At 39.1% G+C, this 17,665-nt stretch carries 16 protein-coding genes; 3 read left to right on the top strand and 13 right to left on the bottom strand.

What is annotated here, in order from left to right; genetic code table 11:
• From FZ949_RS07250 to mqnE, 5 genes are all read right to left on the bottom strand, one after another.
• The coding region (locus FZ949_RS07250) for a pilus assembly FimT family protein (protein WP_148790316.1) at positions 1-694 on the bottom strand (694 nt) is incomplete at its 3' end.
• Positions 695-1,912 carry a glycosyltransferase family protein gene (locus FZ949_RS07245; protein ID WP_148790303.1) on the bottom strand — a complete coding sequence of 406 codons (1,218 nt, stop codon included), beginning with the start codon at positions 1,910-1,912 and terminating at the stop codon, positions 695-697.
• Between the two features lie 9 nt (positions 1,913-1,921).
• The gene (locus FZ949_RS07240; RefSeq protein ID WP_054196841.1) at positions 1,922-2,362 is read right to left on the bottom strand and encodes a phosphoribosyltransferase; all 441 of its coding nucleotides are present in this window, start codon (positions 2,360-2,362) and stop codon (positions 1,922-1,924) included.
• A gap of 12 nt (positions 2,363-2,374) precedes the next feature.
• Positions 2,375-3,667, bottom strand: coding sequence for an NCS2 family permease (locus FZ949_RS07235; RefSeq protein ID WP_103579696.1), 1,293 nt, complete (start codon positions 3,665-3,667; stop codon positions 2,375-2,377).
• 12 nt (positions 3,668-3,679) lie between these two features.
• The gene (gene mqnE, locus FZ949_RS07230) at positions 3,680-4,744 is read right to left on the bottom strand and encodes an aminofutalosine synthase MqnE (RefSeq protein ID WP_148790302.1); all 1,065 of its coding nucleotides are present in this window, start codon (positions 4,742-4,744) and stop codon (positions 3,680-3,682) included.
• 110 nt (positions 4,745-4,854) lie between these two features.
• Between mqnE and FZ949_RS07225 the strand changes: the two genes are divergently transcribed.
• On the top strand, positions 4,855-7,350 hold the full coding sequence (locus tag FZ949_RS07225; protein WP_148790301.1) for an HD domain-containing protein: 2,496 nt from the start codon (positions 4,855-4,857) through the stop codon (positions 7,348-7,350).
• Between the two features lie 3 nt (positions 7,351-7,353).
• Entirely contained in the window at positions 7,354-9,165 is a 1,812-nt protein-coding gene (gene glmS, locus FZ949_RS07220) for a glutamine--fructose-6-phosphate transaminase (isomerizing) (protein ID WP_148790300.1), read from the top strand.
• 374 nt (positions 9,166-9,539) lie between these two features.
• Here the strand turns inward: glmS and FZ949_RS07215 are convergent, their stop codons facing one another.
• Together FZ949_RS07215 and FZ949_RS07210 are read right to left on the bottom strand one after the other, a co-directional pair.
• Positions 9,540-10,034 (bottom strand): type 1 glutamine amidotransferase family protein, encoded by a 495-nt coding sequence (locus FZ949_RS07215; RefSeq protein WP_148790299.1) that lies wholly within the window; start codon positions 10,032-10,034, stop codon positions 9,540-9,542.
• A gap of 11 nt (positions 10,035-10,045) precedes the next feature.
• On the bottom strand, positions 10,046-11,245 hold the full coding sequence (locus FZ949_RS07210) for a tetrahydrodipicolinate N-succinyltransferase N-terminal domain-containing protein (RefSeq protein WP_148790298.1): 1,200 nt from the start codon (positions 11,243-11,245) through the stop codon (positions 10,046-10,048).
• Positions 11,246-11,408: 163 nt separating this feature from the next.
• Here FZ949_RS07210 and FZ949_RS07205 point away from each other — a divergent pair, with 163 nt between their 5' ends.
• A complete protein-coding gene (locus tag FZ949_RS07205; protein WP_148790297.1) occupies positions 11,409-12,011 on the top strand; it encodes a YagU family protein in 603 nt (200 codons plus the stop codon).
• Positions 12,012-12,095: 84 nt separating this feature from the next.
• On the opposite strand, the gene FZ949_RS07200 is transcribed toward FZ949_RS07205, so the two are convergent.
• The 6 genes from FZ949_RS07200 to thiC all read right to left on the bottom strand — a co-directional run bounded on the left by FZ949_RS07200 (position 12,096) and on the right by thiC (position 17,657).
• A complete protein-coding gene (locus FZ949_RS07200) occupies positions 12,096-12,548 on the bottom strand; it encodes a hypothetical protein (RefSeq protein ID WP_103580252.1) in 453 nt (150 codons plus the stop codon).
• 171 nt (positions 12,549-12,719) lie between these two features.
• Positions 12,720-13,409, bottom strand: coding sequence for a hypothetical protein (locus tag FZ949_RS07195; RefSeq protein ID WP_021084217.1), 690 nt, complete (start codon positions 13,407-13,409; stop codon positions 12,720-12,722).
• A 104-nt stretch (positions 13,410-13,513) separates the two neighbouring features.
• Positions 13,514-14,851 carry a PFL family protein gene (locus FZ949_RS07190; protein WP_103580253.1) on the bottom strand — a complete coding sequence of 446 codons (1,338 nt, stop codon included), beginning with the start codon at positions 14,849-14,851 and terminating at the stop codon, positions 13,514-13,516.
• Positions 14,852-14,860: 9 nt separating this feature from the next.
• The gene (locus FZ949_RS07185; protein ID WP_103580254.1) at positions 14,861-15,127 is read right to left on the bottom strand and encodes an ACT domain-containing protein; all 267 of its coding nucleotides are present in this window, start codon (positions 15,125-15,127) and stop codon (positions 14,861-14,863) included.
• 137 nt (positions 15,128-15,264) lie between these two features.
• On the bottom strand, positions 15,265-16,365 hold the full coding sequence (locus FZ949_RS07180) for an Mrp/NBP35 family ATP-binding protein (protein WP_103580255.1): 1,101 nt from the start codon (positions 16,363-16,365) through the stop codon (positions 15,265-15,267).
• Positions 16,359-17,657: a phosphomethylpyrimidine synthase ThiC gene (thiC, locus tag FZ949_RS07175; protein ID WP_103580256.1), complete on the bottom strand. Its 1,299-nt coding sequence runs from the start codon at positions 17,655-17,657 to the stop codon at positions 16,359-16,361. The genes FZ949_RS07180 and thiC overlap by 7 nt, the downstream gene beginning before the upstream one ends.
• Between the last annotated feature and the right edge of the window lie 8 nt (positions 17,658-17,665).

Raw genomic sequence — 17,665 nt, 5'->3', positions numbered from 1 at the left:
TATATGCGTATCCACTTCTTTTTTCTATATTTATAGAGGCTACATTGTTATTTTTATCTGTTAAAACTATCTTGCAATCACCTTTCAATAGTCTTGAATAAGGTCTTTTCGCTCCTTTATTGTTAGTAACACTTACCACTCTCATGGGCCTACCTAATTCGTCAAAATCAATAGTTTGCATTTTGCCTTTTCCGCAACTACCGACAAATTTAACTGATTTTATGCCATATTTTTTTTCAATATTTAAATCTATATTAATTTTATTGCAATAGGACTGAGGAATGCCTCTCCAGCCCGCACTTAAGAATTTGTTTGATTTTTGTGTATCGATGGCAACCTCTTCTTTGGAATTTAAATTACCGCTAAATTTATTACCACTACCCCTTTTATCATAAAAAATACTATATTTCCAAGATTTAACTCCAGGCTCATCTACTGAGCACTCTTGCAAACTAGTATCATTAATAGCTATCCCCCATCTCATTTTAAACCAAAATTTTTCATTTTCTGAATGAACAAATTTATCATCTTGCATGGCAAGGTGCTGGGCGTATCTTATATGCGTTAGCATCTGCGTGGCTGCCTCTCTGGCTCCGTTTATTTCTAGTCTTGGTATGATCATTGCTGCAAGTATGCCAGCGGCAATGATTACAAATATAAGCTCTATAACAGTAAAACCCTTGTTTTTATGCATCTACCTGCCTCTTACATCAAAATTTGCGATTACTTTTCCCATTTTTTCTATGCAAAATTTTGATTTTCCATCTAGATCGGCGTTTACTAATAAATTTTTAGACTCATCTCTTACGTCTATACCATAAAATTTAAGTCTTAATGCAAGCTTTTTATTATCAGTGTATAAATCCTTAATTTCCGCTTCTTTTAATTTATCAGCAAGCTCTTTTACAACATCAAATTTATAGACAAAATGCTTTGTTGGGTTATCTAAAAATAGGTAAAAAATTTGATTAAATACGATCATCGACCAGTTTAAGGCTAAAAAAAGCATCACTAAGGTCGTGCAAATTTTATAGCCTTTTCTAAATTTTGGCAATCTTACGCGATACGAATTAAAAAAAACTCTTACCATAAGTGGCGTTGCGATCACGCAAAACGGCAAAAACTGCTCAAGCTCCAGTCTTTGGCGCACTGAGACTATCATGCAAAAGCAAAATGAGCAAATCGCAATAAACCATAAAAGATCCTTCTTTTCCTTAACCCAAATTCTATAAATCGTATAGACAAAAAATATAAAAATAAATGGCGAGAAAACAGCGGCAAAGATACCAAAAGTATCGATAAAGTGCCCACTTGGCCTACCATTTGTATCAAAACCAAAAAAGTAAAGCGTGAGTAAAAACAAAATAGCACTTAGCCAAGCAAGAGGCGGCTTTCTTTTGTAAAGTGCAAATATAAAAAATCCTACGTAAAATATCAAAAAATCGCCATCTATAAAAAAAGAAAGACAAAAAAATGTTACAAATAAAATTTTATTTTTAATATGGAAAAAGTATATACATAGAAGCGCCAGCATAACGCAAAGCCCAGCATTATTGACAATAAGAGCCGAAGCTATCGTGCCAGGAAGTAAGATAAAAAGCAATACCGCAATAAATCTGTCAAACTCTAATTTAATGTAAAATTTGCTTACCTTATACATTAAAACGACGCTTATGACATGAAACGCGATCATCACAGATCTTAGAGCAATATCTGTTTGACCAAAAATTTGAACGCTTAATTTTAAAACATGGCTAAGAAAATTTTGTTTGTTAAAAAAAATTTCAGCTTCACTGTAACTTATGCTAAGAGAATTTGCCGTATAAAGTAAAAATATACAATCAATCAAACATATCAAAAATACGCTAAAAGCGACATGATGTCCAACAAATTCTCTAAATTTATCTAGCAAAAATTTTCCTTAAATATGTATATCCCAAAAAAACTCAATCCAATCGTGAGCCTCTTTTACCTTAAATTCTGGCAAAAGCAAAGCCTTCTCTTTATAAAAAACGGTCGCTATTTTTATATCTAAATTTGGATAACGCTTAAGCAGTTCTCTTTTTATCTCGACCATGCTCTCACCACTATCGATGATGTCATCGACGAGCAAAATTTTAGTGTATTTGCTAAGATCTGGCACGTTAAAGATATTAATCGTATCAAGCTTGTTTGTATCTTCATAATGGATAGAATTTAGGGTAAATAAATTTCTATTATTAAGCGCAACAGCTAGCGAGTGGCCAAGCGTTAGACCGCCTCTTGCCACAGCTAGTATCACCTCTGGATCAAATTCATCTTTTATCTGTTTTGCCATCTTTTTAGTATCAACAGCAAATTCATCGTAGCTATAAAATATCATTTTTCATCCTTATCAATGCACTAAAAATACGATAAAACTAATGAGCGCTAGCACGACTACGCCTAAATTTATATCGCTAAATTCTCTTTTTATGAGCTTAACTATGACGTATGACATAAAACCAAAAGCAAGGCCGTTTGTGATCGAATAAGTAAGTGGGATGAGCACGACTATAAAAAATGTCGCAACGGCGATGGCTGGATCTTTAAAATTTATACTAGCAAGCTCAGCAAACATAAGTACGCCAACCATTACAAGGATCGGATAGATGGCATTGCCAGGGATCGCTTTAAAAAGCGGCAACATAAAGAGTGTAAGTATAAATAAAAGTCCGCAAAAGACAGCTGTTAAACCAGTCCTACCGCCCTCTTCTACGCCGCTCGCACTCTCGACAAACGACGTGGTCGTGCTTACGCCTGCTAGTGAGCCAGCTGCCGTAGCAATAGCGTCAGCTTCAAGAGTTTTTTCAAGTTTTACGACGCCATCTTTTTTGTTTTCATCAAAAATTCTAGCCCTCGTGCCTACACCAGCTAGTGTGCCTATCGAGTCAAAAAGATCGGTCACAAAAAATGTGATTACAACAGGAAGCAAGGCTAGACTAAGCGCGCCTTTTATGTCAAGCTCTAAAAATATCGGAGAGATAGAAGCTGGAGTTGAGAAAATTTCTGTTGGATGAGGAGCGATACCAAGCACCCAAGCTATCACTGAAGTAGCAAGCACAGCTAGGATAAACGCACCCTTTATCTTCCACGCCCAAAAGCAAATAACTAAAAATAGTCCCAAAACGCCAAGAAGTACGTTTGGATCTTTGAAATTTCCTATACCAACCAAAACTGCGTCACTATTTACGATAAAGCCCATTTGCTGAAACGCCACAAAGCTAATAAATGTGCCTATACCAGCGCTTATCGCCCTTCTTAGATCAAGTGGGATGGATCTAATTATCCACATTCTAAAATTTGTAAAAGACAAGACGACAAATATTACGCCGCTTAGAAAAACAACGCCAAGAGCCGTTTGCCAAGGGACTTTCATGCCGATGCAAAGACCAAATGTAAAATAAGCATTAAGTCCCATACCAACGCTCATCGCAACTGGCGTGTTCGCCCAAAGACCATTTAATATAGTAGAAAATATGGTAATTAGCGCAGTTGCCGTGATTAATGCCTCATAAGGCATACCAGTTTTGCTCATAATGATCGCATTTACCGGCACGATATACATCATCGCCAAAAACGTCGTAAGTCCCGCTCCAAATTCCTGCTTCACACTCGTTTTGTTTTGTGCTAAGTCAAAAAATTTCACCCCAAGCTCCTTTTAGTAAATTTTAAGTTCGTTATATAAGCTATCACGCTCAACCGGCGTAAAACCAGATGTCTTTATGAGATCGCAAAATGTCTTTAGTGTAACGCCGTTTGCGCTATTTGCACCAGCCGCACTTTGGATACTCTCTTTTTCTATCGTGCCATCAAGATCATCAGCACCAAATTCCTGAGCTATCATCGCTAAATTTAGTGTCGAAGTAGCCCAGTAAGCTTTGATATGTGGGACATTATCAAGCACAAGACGTGAGATCGCCAGAGTCTTTAAAATTTCAGCTGATCCTAAAAATTTCACATCTTTTAAGTAGTTATTTTCTCTTTGATAGACAAGCGGGATAAATGCGTTAAATCCACCAGTTTCATCTTGCAAGTCCCTAATCCTTAGCATATGATCGATCCTGTTATCGCGGCTTTCTATGTGACCAAAAAGCATTGTTGCGTTGCTTTGTTTGCCGTGATCGTGCCACATTTTATGGATCTTTAGCCAGTTTTCGCTACTTACTTTGCCTTTGCAAATTTTAGCCCTAACCTCTTCGTCAAAAATTTCTGCCCCACCGCCTGGCATGCTATCTACGCCGTATTCAAGCATCTTTTCTATCACCTCATCGTAGCTTAAGCCGTAATGCCTTGATAAAAAGTCGATCTCAGCCGCCGTCATCGCCTTTACATGAAGCTCTGGATGAGCTGCCTTTATTTTTTTAAAAATTTCTAAGTACCACTGCCAGCCACTTTTTGCGTTGTGAGCTGATACGATGTGTATCTCCTTTACGCCGTGGCTCACGCTCTCATCAACGATCTTTAAAATTTCTTCGTGGCTCATTAAGTATGGATTTGGATTTTTTCTGTGAGCCGAAAATGCGCAAAATTTACAGATATCAGCACACATATTTGTTGGATTGATATGGCGATTTACATTAAAAAAGACCTTGTTGCCATGCAGTTTTCTACGTTTTTTATCGGCAAATTTAGCCAAGGTAAAAAGATCAAGCTCATAAAGCGAAAAAGCCTCTTGTTTGCTTAATCTCTCGCCACTTTCTAGTTTTTGTAATAGATTCATTATTTATATCGTCCTAAAGCTGAACTTAAGGCTTCATTATAAGCAAATAAAGCTTTGTTTTTGCAAAAATTATGTAACATTTGCCAAGATATTTTTAACAATGGAAACATTAAATGCTGTCTGATAAAAGTACCAAAAATAGCGATAATTATTTAAAAATCAAAGAGAAATTTCTTGATTTTAAAGCAAATTTACCAAAACATTTTCAAAAAAATCAGGGTAGAAATTTTGCAAATTTCTTAGCCAAAGAATATGATGATTTTATAAAATCTTATTTAAATGAAACTATGCGGGAATTTTTCGATGACTTTATCCCGCAAAATGATAGCTTTGCTTTTAGCGTTTTAGCCACTGGAAAGTACGCTCAGACGCTAATAAGTGCGAATAGTGAGCTAGAAATTTTACTAGTTTATAAAAATTTAAAAGGCTACAACACAAAAAATTTCTTAAAAGAATTTATAGAAATTTTAAGCAGCTCTGGCATCAACTTTGCCGTAAGAAGCGCTGAAGTAGATGAAATTTTTCCAAATTTCAAAGATGACTTGAAATTTAAGAGTGAAACCTCGCAGCTTCGATATATCTGTGGCTCAAAAAGTCTTTACCGCTTAGTAAAAAGCGAGATCGTAAAGATAAAAGAATTTGATAAAAAAGCCTTTTTAAACTACCATTTAAAGGTATTTTTGCCATTTTCTAGCATCAGCTACTTAGCCCAAGAGCCAAATCTAAAAAGTGGCTTTGGCGGGATAGATGAAATTTATCACCTAAACTGTATACTAAACTGCCTTGATAGCGACATTTCAGTTAGATCACAAGCCCTAAAAGTGATGAATGAAAAAGAGATCGCTAGCTTTAACCTAAATGTAGACTTTTTACTAAGCCTACTAACCACCTTAAATTTGACGCAAAATTCTGATACTTTTAGCGCTTCAAGCGTTGAGATCACGACAGATTTCATGCAAACAAAGTCCAAAAAGCTTCAAGATAACGAAAGCGTTATTAGCCAAAAAATGCTAAGCTCGATGAATAATGTCGCTATTTATTCGAGGTTTATCGTCGCTTCTCTTTGCAGGCCATTTTTTAAAAGTGAGCTAAATTTTGATCAGAGAAAATTTGCAAGGCTAAAAAATGGCTTTTACGAGATAAATGGCGTTATTTACGTGCCGCTTCATAAAAAGCCAGCTCTCATTGAAAATCTAATAACCGAGCTTTTAGAACTAAAAGATGTTGATTATAAATTTGATATAAGTGCGATCTTTTACATCAAGCGAGCCATCATCACAAAAAGTGGCTTAGAGCGTGCTATAAGTGAGTTTAAGAAGATATTTTTAAGAAAAAATTCCTACGCTATTTTAAAGTCATTGCTTGATGCGCAAATGATACAAATTTTAATAAAACCAATGGAACACATCAGCCAGCTAGCTCAGTACGACGGCTATCACGAATTTACGGTCGATGAGCATAGCATTTTAAGTGTAAAATTTCTTGAAAATATAAAAGATAAATTCATAAAAAATCTCTATACCGAGCTTTGCTTGGAGGGTAAAACAATGCTAAAGATCGTGACTTTAATGCACGACGTTGGCAAGGGGCTTGGCAAAGATCACGCAAATATCGGCGCAAATATCTTTAGAGCCTACGCAAACAAGCTAAATTTAAGTCAAAAAGCCGTAAATATCGGCGTCATCTTGATAAAATACCACACGCTAATGAGCAACGTCTCAAACAGAGAGGACATTTATTCCCAACGTGTTATATTTGCTTTTATCTCAAAGCTTGGCGACAAGCAAGTTTTAAAACTGCTTTACATCCTTAGCTACTGCGTGATAAATGCGACAAACGAGAAGCTCTATAACGCCTACACAGCAAAGCTTTTAAGGGAACTTTATGAAATTTCTCTTAGTGCATTTAGCGATGAAAATTTACTTGACGAAGCGACAAGGCGCGTAAAAAAAGAGCAGTCTATAAAACGAAATAGCGAGTTTTTGGCGCTTGAACCAAGCTTGCAAGAGAAAATTTTTAAAATCACATCAAATCTTGTCTTTATAAAATATAGTGCGAGTGAGATCATAAATTTAAGCAAGGTTGCAGATAGCTTAGATGCGACAGAAATTTTTATAAATAACTCTAAAAATTTAAGCATTCAGATCTATACAAAAAAGAGCCTAAATTTAAGCGCCCTGCTCTATGAATTTGCCAAATTTGACCTTGCATATATGGAGATATTTGAGCTATTTGAGAAGAAATTTTATATCAGGCTTGACTTTAACCAAAATGTAAAAAATCATGAGCTTGAAAATACTAAAATTTTAGCCCTAAAATCCCTAAATAGTGAGGTTTTAAGAGAGCCTTTGAAACCAAATATTAACAAAGATGAGATAAACTTCGAGCTAAATCACTCAAAAGATTACGCCAAACTTAGCATCAACGCAAAAGATCAGCGCGGGCTAATGGCTTATGTGATGAGTGTTTTTGACAGGCTTCATTTTCAAGTCACGAGTGCTAGAATTCAGACGGTTAAAAATAGAACGAGAAATCTCTTTTTGATCGAGAAAAACGAGCGACTTGAGAGTAAAGGCGAAGAGATATTAAATTTATTAATAAGCGAGTAAAACATGTGTGGAATCGTAGGATACATCGGAGATAAAGAGAAAAAAGAGGTCATTTTAAGCGGTCTAAAAGAGCTTGAGTATCGCGGATACGACAGCGCTGGTATGGCTGTGATGAGTGATGGCAAGATCGACTTTTTCAAAGCTGTTGGCAAGCTTGAAAATTTAGCCCTAAAGACAAAGGACTTTACATCAGAGGGCTTTGGCGTGGCGATAGGTCACACACGCTGGGCAACTCACGGCAAACCAACTGAGATCAATGCTCACCCACACCTTGGAGAGCACTCATTTGTCGTTCACAACGGCATCATCGAAAACTACAAAGAGCTTAAAGATGAGCTTGAGGCAAAGGGCGTGAAATTTGTCAGCCAAACCGACACCGAAGTGATCGTGCACCTTTTTGAAGAAATTTTAAAAGAGAAAAAAGACCCATTTAAGGCTTATGAGGCGACTATCGCAAAGCTAAGAGGTGCTTATGCGACGCTACTTATCACCAAAACTGCACCTGATAAGATATTTTTCGCAAAAGATGCTGCTCCTATGGCGATAGGCAAAAGCGACAAAAAAGAGCTATATTTTGCCTCGTCAGATGCGCCGTTAATTGGCAATGCAACAGAAGTAGCATATCTTGATGACAACAACTACGGCTACGTGAGCTTAGACGAGATAGCTGTTTTTAAACACGGCAAAAAGGCTAGCATAACATTTAACGCACTGCCAAAAGATAAGAGCTATGCCCAAAAAGAAGGTTATACATTTTTTATGGAGAAAGAAATTTACGAGCAAGGCGCAGTTGTATCTGAAACCATCATGGGCAGGATTAAAAACCACAAAGTTACCCTTGAAAATTTAGACGATGAATACCTAAAAGGCATCGATGATGTCGTGCTTTGTGCGTGCGGTACGAGCTACCACGCAGCGCTTGTTGCAAGCTATCTTTTTGAAAGGCTTGCTAAAGTTAGAACAAAAGTCGAAGTAGCAAGCGAATTTAGATATAGAAAGCCTTATCTAAACAAAAACTCGCTTTTTATCGTCATCTCACAAAGTGGCGAGACGGCTGATACTCTTGAGGCTCTTAGGATCGCAAAAGAGGCCGGACTAAAGACACTTGCGATTTGCAATGTCGATAACTCATCTATCGTTAGGCTAGCTGATAATACGCTTCTAACTCGCGCTGGCATCGAAAAAGGTGTGGCAAGCACAAAGGCCTTTGCAACACAGATCATCGTACTTTGGATGCTTGTGCTTCAAATGGCAGCAGCTAAAAATTCTATCAGCAAAAAAGAGCTTGATCACGAGATCAAAACGCTTCTTCACATTCCACAAATTTTAAATATCAATAACTCTCTTCAAGAGAAGCTTCACCGCCTAAGTAAGCATTATTTACACGGTCATGGCTTCTTCTTTATCGGCAGAGACATCTTTTATCCGCTTGCGCTTGAAGGTGCTTTAAAACTTAAAGAAATTTCATATCTTCACGCCGAGGGCTATCCATCAGGCGAGATGAAGCACGGCCCTATCGCACTTGCAGATGAGAAGCTATTTACCATAGCGCTTATGCCTCAAAATTTACTCTATGAAAAGACAAAGAGCAATGTAGAAGAGCTTGCCGCAAGAGATGCTTACATCCTAGCTATAAGTCCACTTGAGTTTGAGCTAAGCGATGACTACGTAAAAACAAGCGCGCAAGATCACTATATGAGCGAATTTTTTGAGATGATGCTAGTGCTTCAGCTACTTGCACTTGAAATTTCTGTTAGACTTGGCAACAACGTCGATATGCCAAGGAATCTTGCAAAAAGCGTAACTGTAGAATAATTTAACTAGCCAGCAAACACTGGCTAGCTAAATTTTAGTTGATATTTTGTACTAAATTTTATGAAATGCTGTTCTTGTAAGAGCGCAACCCAGCTAAAATTTATCTAGCCTTAGTTTAAAATTTTATACTTTACTATGACAATAAAAAATGGTAGCATAGATATCATTTTTGATGTAACTAAAAACTTAATGAGTTAAGTAAAAAGGATAAGAATATCGCACTGGAGTATGTTGAAATAATGTGCGATATTGAAAATTAAAAAGTGGATATTGTCGATCTTGTTGGCATCTTCTCTTTTAAGGATAAAGGAGATGTTTAACAAAAAGCCTTTTTTCTAACCCACTAAACTAAGAAATTTAAGGCTCAAAAACTCTTAAATTTTATCTTTACCTAGTATCGTTGTCAGCTGTTCTTTGATTCTATCATCAAATTCACTAACGCTTATGACACCCCTACTTTCGCACATCTTAGCATCATTAACATCACAGTAGTCACTTAGGGCGTTTTTGTATCCGCCCCTTATGCAAGCCTCTCTGTCTTCTAAAAATCCAGCACCACCAAGGATAAGCACGCCAAGATCAAAACCTATCTTAAATTTCGCACTCGCTGAGCTTTTAACCCAACTTAAAAATATCTCATCGTATCTTAATCCAAGTGCTCCAACTCCGTCTGGCACGACCAACATATCAACACCATAAAGGCTCTCGGCATAAATTTCAGGATGAAGCCTAATACCAAATTCATCGACTATTTCAGGCTTTAGTGCGTAAGTCTTGATATTAAAATCCTCAAATTTATGTAAAAAATCATAAATTTTAGCAAAGCTTAGTAGATTTAGCTTGTCAAACATCAAAATGCCAACTTTCATGCTAGCTCCTTTTAATGAAGTGCCTCATTTAGCTTGATCGCCCTTTTGCTCGCACTTGCAGTGATCTGACCTGTTTGGCTATTTTGTCTAAAATGAAGTCCATTTAGCCCACCAAGCTCAAGTGCTTTGTAAATTTCAGCTTCAAATTTAAACTCTGGATTTAGCTTAGCTAGCTTTTCGCACTCGCTTGCAGAGATATAGACCTTTGTGCCCTCAAGCACTGCTATGCCAGCATCCACTATGCAGTTATCGCCAAGAGGTACGCCTGTGACTGAGTTTGCGCCAAGCAAGCAGTGTTTGCCAATGCTTACAGGGTTGCCGTTTGTGCCACTTAGCACGCCAAGTATGCTTGCCCCTCCGCCTACGTCACTACCCTCGCCAACTACGACAGAGCTGCTGACTCTACCTTCAACCATCACGCCACCAGTTGTACCTGCGTTAAAGTTGATGTAAGCAGCACCTGGCATAACGACTGTGCCAGGATACACGGCAGCACCCATGCGAACCTTGGCTGAGTCTAAAATTCTCGTATTATCAGCTGGGATGATATGGCTTAAAAATCTTGGGAATTTATCGACGCTAACGATCGCTGGATATTCGCCAAACATCTTTAGAGAAATTTCATTTTCTCTTAACCATTCAAGCTCGATTGGCGTATTTTGGCTAGTCCATGCAACATTTGGTAACACACCAAAAGCTCCATCAAGCACGATCGTTCTAGGTGCGACTTTGCCAAGCGAGATCAAGTAAAGCTTGAGATATACGGCCTCTACGCTAAGTGGCTTTGCATCATCAAACAAAAACACAAGTTTAAATTTATTCTCATTTAGTTCAAGATCGTCATCAAATGCTATTTTTATGGCATGCAAATTTTGTACATTTTTATGAGAGCTTATCTCTTTTTCAAAGACGCTAAAGAGCTTGCTGGCTTTTTTCACTACTTTTGGTGTAAGATCGGCTACAAATTCAGAGCCGTTAAAATCAACCTTAACATCACATTTTTGCAAAGCATAGATATAAGCGGCTGCGCTTAAAAAGCTCTCTTTGTAATTTACAACAGCAAAAGTCACTTGCAAAATTTTATCTGTATTTTTTTGTCCACGATCGACTCTTGCGATACCAAAAGCAAGCGGATCTTTATAGCCATCTTTTTTTCTAAATTCTTCAAAAAATTCCTTAAATTCATTTGCATCTTTAAACTCTTTAGACATCTATTCTCCTTTAAATTTTTTCTTAGTCTAGCCAAAAATGGCTAAAAATTTTATGATTTTAAGTCCATTAAAATTTTTAAATATTTTTATATTTTTAATAATGATTAATCTTATCATAAAGTAAATTGCAATAAGATTTTGCAAATTTAAAGAAGGAGTTTAAATGTCAAATTTAGTAACAAAACCTAGATTTGCTCTGGCTGCGTTAATCGGCCTTATCGCTGGCATTGTCTCAGCTTTTGTCAAATGGGGAGCAGAATTCCCACTTCCTCCAAGAAGTCCGATGGATATGTTTAACGCTGCTTGCGGACCAGAGAGTGCCATTAGAGCAGCCGATGCGATCGATTGCTCTAGAAATTTCTTAAATCCGCCTTATGTATTTTTAAGAGATTATTTGGGCGTAGCCGATCCAAATGCCGCCATTTACGAGTTTGCAGGGCATGCGTTTAACTACGTAATGATGACGCATATATTATTTTCGATCGTTTTTGCGGTTGCTTATTGTGTTTTGGCTGAGAAATTTCCAAAGATTACAATATGGCAAGGCTTACTAGTTGGCATTATCGTAAATATCGCTGTTCACGTGATCACATTACCTATTTTAGGGCTTACTCCACCACTTTGGACACTCCCTTGGTACGAGCATGTATCTGAATTTGTCGGCCACATGATATGGTTCTGGTCGATAGAGATCATCCGTCACGACCTAAGAGCTAGGATCACAAAAGAAAAAGATCCAAGTGATTATTGCTGCTGCAACGCATAAATGCAAATTTTTGCTGTTTTGGGCCAAAAACCTAAAACAGCAACCAAATTTATCTCACCATTTAAAAGCAAAATTTATCCGCGATTAGCACTCCTGGCTAAGCTCTAAATTTTCTAAACGAAGTGGCTTTTCACCTTCAAAAATCACCCCAATACCAAAAGGCTCACAAATATCAAGCTCGCCCTCAGCAAATCTCATCAGCCACTGCTTATCATGCGCATAAAAGGTGCATTGAGGCGAGCTAAAAGGCAAGTCACAGACTGGCACGTCAAGCAATTTAAGCTCGTCCTTGCTCAAAAAGCACCCTCGCCTAAGCTCATCTTTTAAAAAGGCAAGCCCCTCTTTTATGTACCGATCGATATCCTGAGCGATACGCTGCACAAGCAAAATCGTCTCATCATCCACGTCTGCCCTATTTGCCGAGATAAGACAAAAGAGTATCTGTCCAAAAATTTCACTTTTTAGCTCCGTCTCCGCGTACCAAATAAAGCCCTCATCCGTTGCTACTTTTTCAAGTTCGCCAAATTTTAAAGTCATTTTTTATTCTCATTTTTATGGTTTTGCTACTCTTACGAAAAAGAGCGAAATTTAAGCAGATTTGTAATGAGCTAAAATTTATCATCTAAAATAGAGGTAGCTTGTAAATTTGCCCTTTTAGCATAAAGCAAAAGTTAAATTTACAAGCAAATTTTCAGTTTTTCTCGCCATTTAGAAGCAAAATTTCTCATCAGTGCCATTTTGCTTGCGCATAGCTTTAAAGTTAGCAAGATTATCTTTATCTAAAAAGTAATCTTTCTCTTTTTTATTGCGGGCTTCTAGCTTTTCTATGCCTTTTGCAAGGGCTGCTTTTCTATCTTCGTGAGGCGAGCTAAATTCTGGCGAGAACATCGCTTCATAGGCATTTTTTTTAGTCCATTCAAGTGCTTTATCAGCGATCTCTTGTTGCTTTTTGATATCGCAAAATGCATAAGGATTGACCACGTCGCCAACAAGCTTCATAAACGCCCCTATCGCAGCCACCACGTCAGTAAATTTCTCGCCCTCCATGTCTATAACGCCTCTTAGTAAAATCGCGCGATTTTTTGCCGCATAAAACCAAAATACCGCATCATCGCGAAGTCCAAGATCGTATGCGCGAGCTGAAAGGACAAAAAGAGTTATCGGAGAGACCATTTGTGGGGCGTCTTGCACGATCTTCTCAGCCTTTTTAAAGTCCTCTTCTTTGCCACTTTTTAAAAGCTCATCTATCTTGTCATAGACCTTGACGTACTCCACCTTGCCAGCATTTGCTGAGTAGTATGGCGTGACGTAGATGTCGATACTTCTTACTTTGCCATCATTTGCAAAGCCACATACCGCTCCAAAAAGTAGCGCCGTAAGCAGTGATAAAATTTTCATTTTAGCTCCTTGGCTTAAAATTTTTATTATTTTAACTAAAAGCAGTTGAAAAGATTAGGATAAATTTAAGAAAAAGTCCGCAAATTTAAAGCGGACTTCGAAGATTAGTTTTTAAAACTATGAATTGGAGCTGGAATTTGTCCGCCACGAGCGATGAAGTCGGCACTTGAGGCTTTGTTTATCTTCATCACAGGCGCTCTTCCTAAAAGGCCGCCAAACTCGATCATATCGCCCTCACGACCTAATGGTATGATACGAACGGCCGTTGTTTTTTGATTTATAACGCCGATAGCCGCCTCATCAGCGATCATCGCAGCTATACTCTCGCTTGGCGTGTCCGCAGGTATAGCGATCATATCAAGACCAACCGAGCATATCGCGGTCATCGATTCAAGTTTTTCTAAATTTAGTGATCCCGCGCGCACCGCCGCTATCATACCCTCATCCTCAGAAACTGGGATAAATGCACCGCTTAAGCCGCCCACTTGATTGCACGCCATGACGCCACCTTTTTTTACTGCGTCATTTAACAAAGCAAGCGCCGCAGTCGTGCCGTGCGTACCAACAGCCTCAAGTCCCATCTCCTCAAGCACACGAGCCACCGAGTCGCCCACAGCTGGTGTTGGAGCAAGAGAGAGATCAACGATACCAAATTTAACCCCAAGTCGCTCGCTCGCCATTTGGCCAACTAGCTGGCCGATACGCGTGATCTTAAACGCCGTTTTTTTAACGGTCTCAGCCACCACGTCAAAGCTCTCGCCACGCACCTTTTCAAGGGCTCTTTTTACTACTCCTGGACCAGAAACGCCCACATTTATCACCACATCGGCCTCGCCCACGCCATGAAATGCACCGGCCATGAAAGGATTGTCTTCGACTGCGTTTGCAAAGACGACAAGCTTAGCACAACCCATCCGAGATGCTGCCGCCGTCTCTTTTATAATGCGTCCCATATCACGTACCGCGCTCATATTTATGCCAGTTTTCGTTGAGCCGACATTGACACTTGCACATACTTTTGAAGTCTGGGAAAGTGCTTGCGGGATAGAATTTATCAAAATTTCATCGCCCTTTTGATATCCCTTTTGAACTAAAGCTGAAAAACCACCTATAAAATCAATACCAACCTCAATAGCCGCTCTATCAAGCGTCTTTGCGATCATCACGTAGTCTTTTGCGTCCGTTGCGGCGCCGATTATCGAGATAGGCGTCACGCTCACTCTTTTATTGACAATTGGTATGCCTAGCTCAGCAGAAATTTCATTGCCCACTTTGACTAGGTCTTTGGCTTTAGTGGTGATTTTTGCGTAAATTTTGTCGCAAACCTTGTTTATATCAGGATCGATACAGTCAAGCAAACTAATGCCCATCGTGATCGTTCTGATGTCAAAATTTTGCTCTTCGATCATCGAGATTGTTTCGTTTACATTTTTGATGTCCATTGTTTTTCCTTAGATTGTATGCATCGCATCAAAGATAGCAGAACTTTGGATATTTATCTTTACTTTTAGGCTCTCTCCAAGTTTATTAAGCTCTTCTCTTAGGACCGTAAAATCCTTATTTTCATCGCTTGAAACCACCGCCATCATCGTGAAAAACTCATCTAAAATAGTCTGTGAGATATCATCTATGTTTAGCCCTAGCTCGCTAAGCTTTGCTGAGACGCCAGCAACGATGCCGACTCTATCTTTTCCGACTACGGTTACGATCGCTTTCATGTTTTCTCCTATTAAATTTAAATGATTGCATTTTGGCTACAAAATTTAAACCCTGCATCAAGCAAAGCCAAATTTTGGTAGCCAAATTCAAACTGGCAAATTTTAAAATTTGCTCTAAATTTTATCTTTTGTAAATTTTACTTCGAGCAAGCACTCTTGCCGTCATTTACGGGCTGGATCGCTGAGTTATCGGCCCCACCATCACTATTTATATTCTCTATCACTTCCCAAAGTCTAGCAGCCGCACTCTCGTATCGTTTTGCAGTGACTGAGTTTGGCTCGTAAAAGCTAACTGGCTTGCCATTATCGCCACCCACGCGAACAGCTGGCTCGATAGGGATTTCAGCCAAAATTTGCGTGTTGTAAGCTTTTGCTACCTCTTCAGTTGTGCCTTTGCCAAAGATGTCATACTCTTTGCCGTTATCTGGGCAGATAAAACCGCTCATATTTTCAATCACACCTGCGATTGGGATGTGGAGCTTCTCAAACATATCAAGCGCACGTTTGCTATCGTCAAGTGCTACTACTTGAGGCGTTGTGACGCAGACACCTGCAGTTACTGGCACGCTTTGAGCTAGAGTTAGCTGTGCGTCACCCGTTCCTGGAGGCATGTCAAGAAACAATACATCAAGCTCGCTCCAAAGCACGTCTTTTAGCAGCTGCTCGATCGCTTTCATTATCATTGAGCCACGCCAGATGAGGCTCATGCCCTCTTCCATCAAAACGCCCATACTCATCATCTCAACTCCGTGGCTAAGTATCGGTTTTAGCTTGTTACCAACGACTTGTGGCTGAGTATTTACTTCGCCAAGCATTCTTGGGATATTTGGTCCGTAGATGTCAGCGTCTAAAATTCCCACTTTTTTGCCTAGTTTTGCCATTGAGATGGCTAAATTTAGAGTCGTGGTTGATTTACCAACGCCACCTTTTCCTGAGCTTACCATTACGAAATTTTTAACTTGAGGCGCGATGTTTTTGCCACTTTGAGTGTTACTTTTCTCCTCAGGTATCTTTGGCTGGATCAAATTTAGCACATACTCGTTTGAGCCCATGACACGTTTGATGTCTGTTTTTAGCTCGTTTGCCACCTCTGGGCTTGAGCTAACTATCTCGACATCTATCAAAATTTTATCGCCGATTTCTACATTTTTTACAAAGCCAAAGCTAACTATATCTTTTTCAAAACCAGGATATATAACACCTTTTAGCCTATTTAAGACCTCTTCTTTATTTAACATTTTTCTCCTTTTTCTAGATCTTTTGAAATTTTATATGCACAAAATTTTGGTCCGCACATCGAACAAAAATGAGCGCTCTTAAACGCGTCTTCTGGCAAGCTTTCATCGTGAAGTTCTCTAGCCTTTTTTGGATCAAAGCTAAGCTCAAACTGCTTGTTCCAGTCAAACGCATATCTCGCATCACTCATCTCGTGATCCTTTTCTATCGCTCCCGCCTTGCCAAGTGCGACGTCTGCGGCATGAGCTGCTATCTTGTGAGCTACGATGCCCTCTCTTACGTCATTTTCATTTGGCAAGCCAAGGTGCTCTTTTTGTGTCACGTAGCAAAGCATGCTAGCGCCGTGATATGCCGCCATCGTGCCACCTATCGCTGACGTGATATGATCGTATCCTGCACCTATGTCTGAGACAAGCGGCCCAAGCACGTAAAATGGGGCGTCATGGCAGAGCTCTTGTTCGATTTTCATATTATACTCAATTTGATTTAATGGCACATGGCCAGGACCCTCTATCATCACTTGCACATCTTTTTCCCACGCACGAAGTGTAAGCTCTCCAAGCACCTTTAGCTCGCTAAGCTGCGCCTCATCTGTCGCATCAAAAAGGCATCCTGGACGAAGGCCGTCACCAAGCGAGAGCGAGACATCATATCTTGCGCAAATTTCTAAAATTTGATCAAAAATTTCATAAAAAGGATTTTGCCTATTCAGCTTTGACATATAGCTGGCGCTTAGGCTACCTCCACGGCTTACTATGCCCATTTTGCGCTTTTTGACAAGCGGCAAAAACTCACGCAAAAATCCAGCATGTATCGTAAAGTAACTAACTCCTTGCTTTGCTTGTTTTTCAAGTATCTCTAAAATGAGCTCATTTGTGATATTTGTAACCTCTTTTGCCTCTTTTAAAATTTCATACATAGGCACTGTGCCAACTGGCACGCTTGAATGCTCGATGATCGCACTTCTAATAGCGTCTAAATCGCCGTCCGTACTTAGATCCATAACCGTATCAGCGCCAAATTCGAGGCAAATTTCAAGTTTTCTAAGCTCAGCGCAAATGTCACTACTTAGGCTTGAATTGCCGATATTTGCATTGACCTTTGTCTTTAGCTTTCTGCCTATGCCCATTGGCTTTAAATTTTTATGATTTATATTTGCTGGGATGATGATGCTACCTTTTGCCACCTCATCCATCACTAAATTTTCACTAAGCCCTTCGATCCTTGCCACATAGCTCATCTCTTGCGTTATCTCGCCGTGCCTAGCATAATACATCTGCGTCTTATCTCTCATATAAGGCC

It is taken from the genome of Campylobacter concisus, assembly GCF_902460545.1.
Classification (GTDB): domain Bacteria; phylum Campylobacterota; class Campylobacteria; order Campylobacterales; family Campylobacteraceae; genus Campylobacter_A; species Campylobacter_A concisus_AE.
Note: the sequence above shows the minus strand (reverse complement) of the source record. Positions and strands in the feature narration are given on the sequence as shown.

Excerpts from the sequence above, each read along its gene's own strand:
- FZ949_RS07240 (WP_054196841.1), bottom strand. The coding sequence starts at position 2,362 with ATGATATTTTATAGCTACGATGAATTTGCTGTTGATACTAAAAAGATG.
- FZ949_RS07225 (WP_148790301.1), top strand. The coding sequence starts at position 4,855 with ATGCTGTCTGATAAAAGTACCAAAAATAGCGATAATTATTTAAAAATC.
- glmS (WP_148790300.1), top strand. The coding sequence starts at position 7,354 with ATGTGTGGAATCGTAGGATACATCGGAGATAAAGAGAAAAAAGAGGTC.
- FZ949_RS07215 (WP_148790299.1), bottom strand. The coding sequence starts at position 10,034 with ATGAAAGTTGGCATTTTGATGTTTGACAAGCTAAATCTACTAAGCTTT.
- FZ949_RS07210 (WP_148790298.1), bottom strand. The coding sequence starts at position 11,245 with ATGTCTAAAGAGTTTAAAGATGCAAATGAATTTAAGGAATTTTTTGAA.
- FZ949_RS07205 (WP_148790297.1), top strand. The coding sequence starts at position 11,409 with ATGTCAAATTTAGTAACAAAACCTAGATTTGCTCTGGCTGCGTTAATC.
- FZ949_RS07200 (WP_103580252.1), bottom strand. The coding sequence starts at position 12,548 with ATGACTTTAAAATTTGGCGAACTTGAAAAAGTAGCAACGGATGAGGGC.
- FZ949_RS07195 (WP_021084217.1), bottom strand. The coding sequence starts at position 13,409 with ATGAAAATTTTATCACTGCTTACGGCGCTACTTTTTGGAGCGGTATGT.
- FZ949_RS07190 (WP_103580253.1), bottom strand. The coding sequence starts at position 14,851 with ATGGACATCAAAAATGTAAACGAAACAATCTCGATGATCGAAGAGCAA.
- FZ949_RS07185 (WP_103580254.1), bottom strand. The coding sequence starts at position 15,127 with ATGAAAGCGATCGTAACCGTAGTCGGAAAAGATAGAGTCGGCATCGTT.
- FZ949_RS07180 (WP_103580255.1), bottom strand. The coding sequence starts at position 16,365 with ATGTTAAATAAAGAAGAGGTCTTAAATAGGCTAAAAGGTGTTATATAT.
- thiC (WP_103580256.1), bottom strand. The coding sequence starts at position 17,657 with ATGAGAGATAAGACGCAGATGTATTATGCTAGGCACGGCGAGATAACG.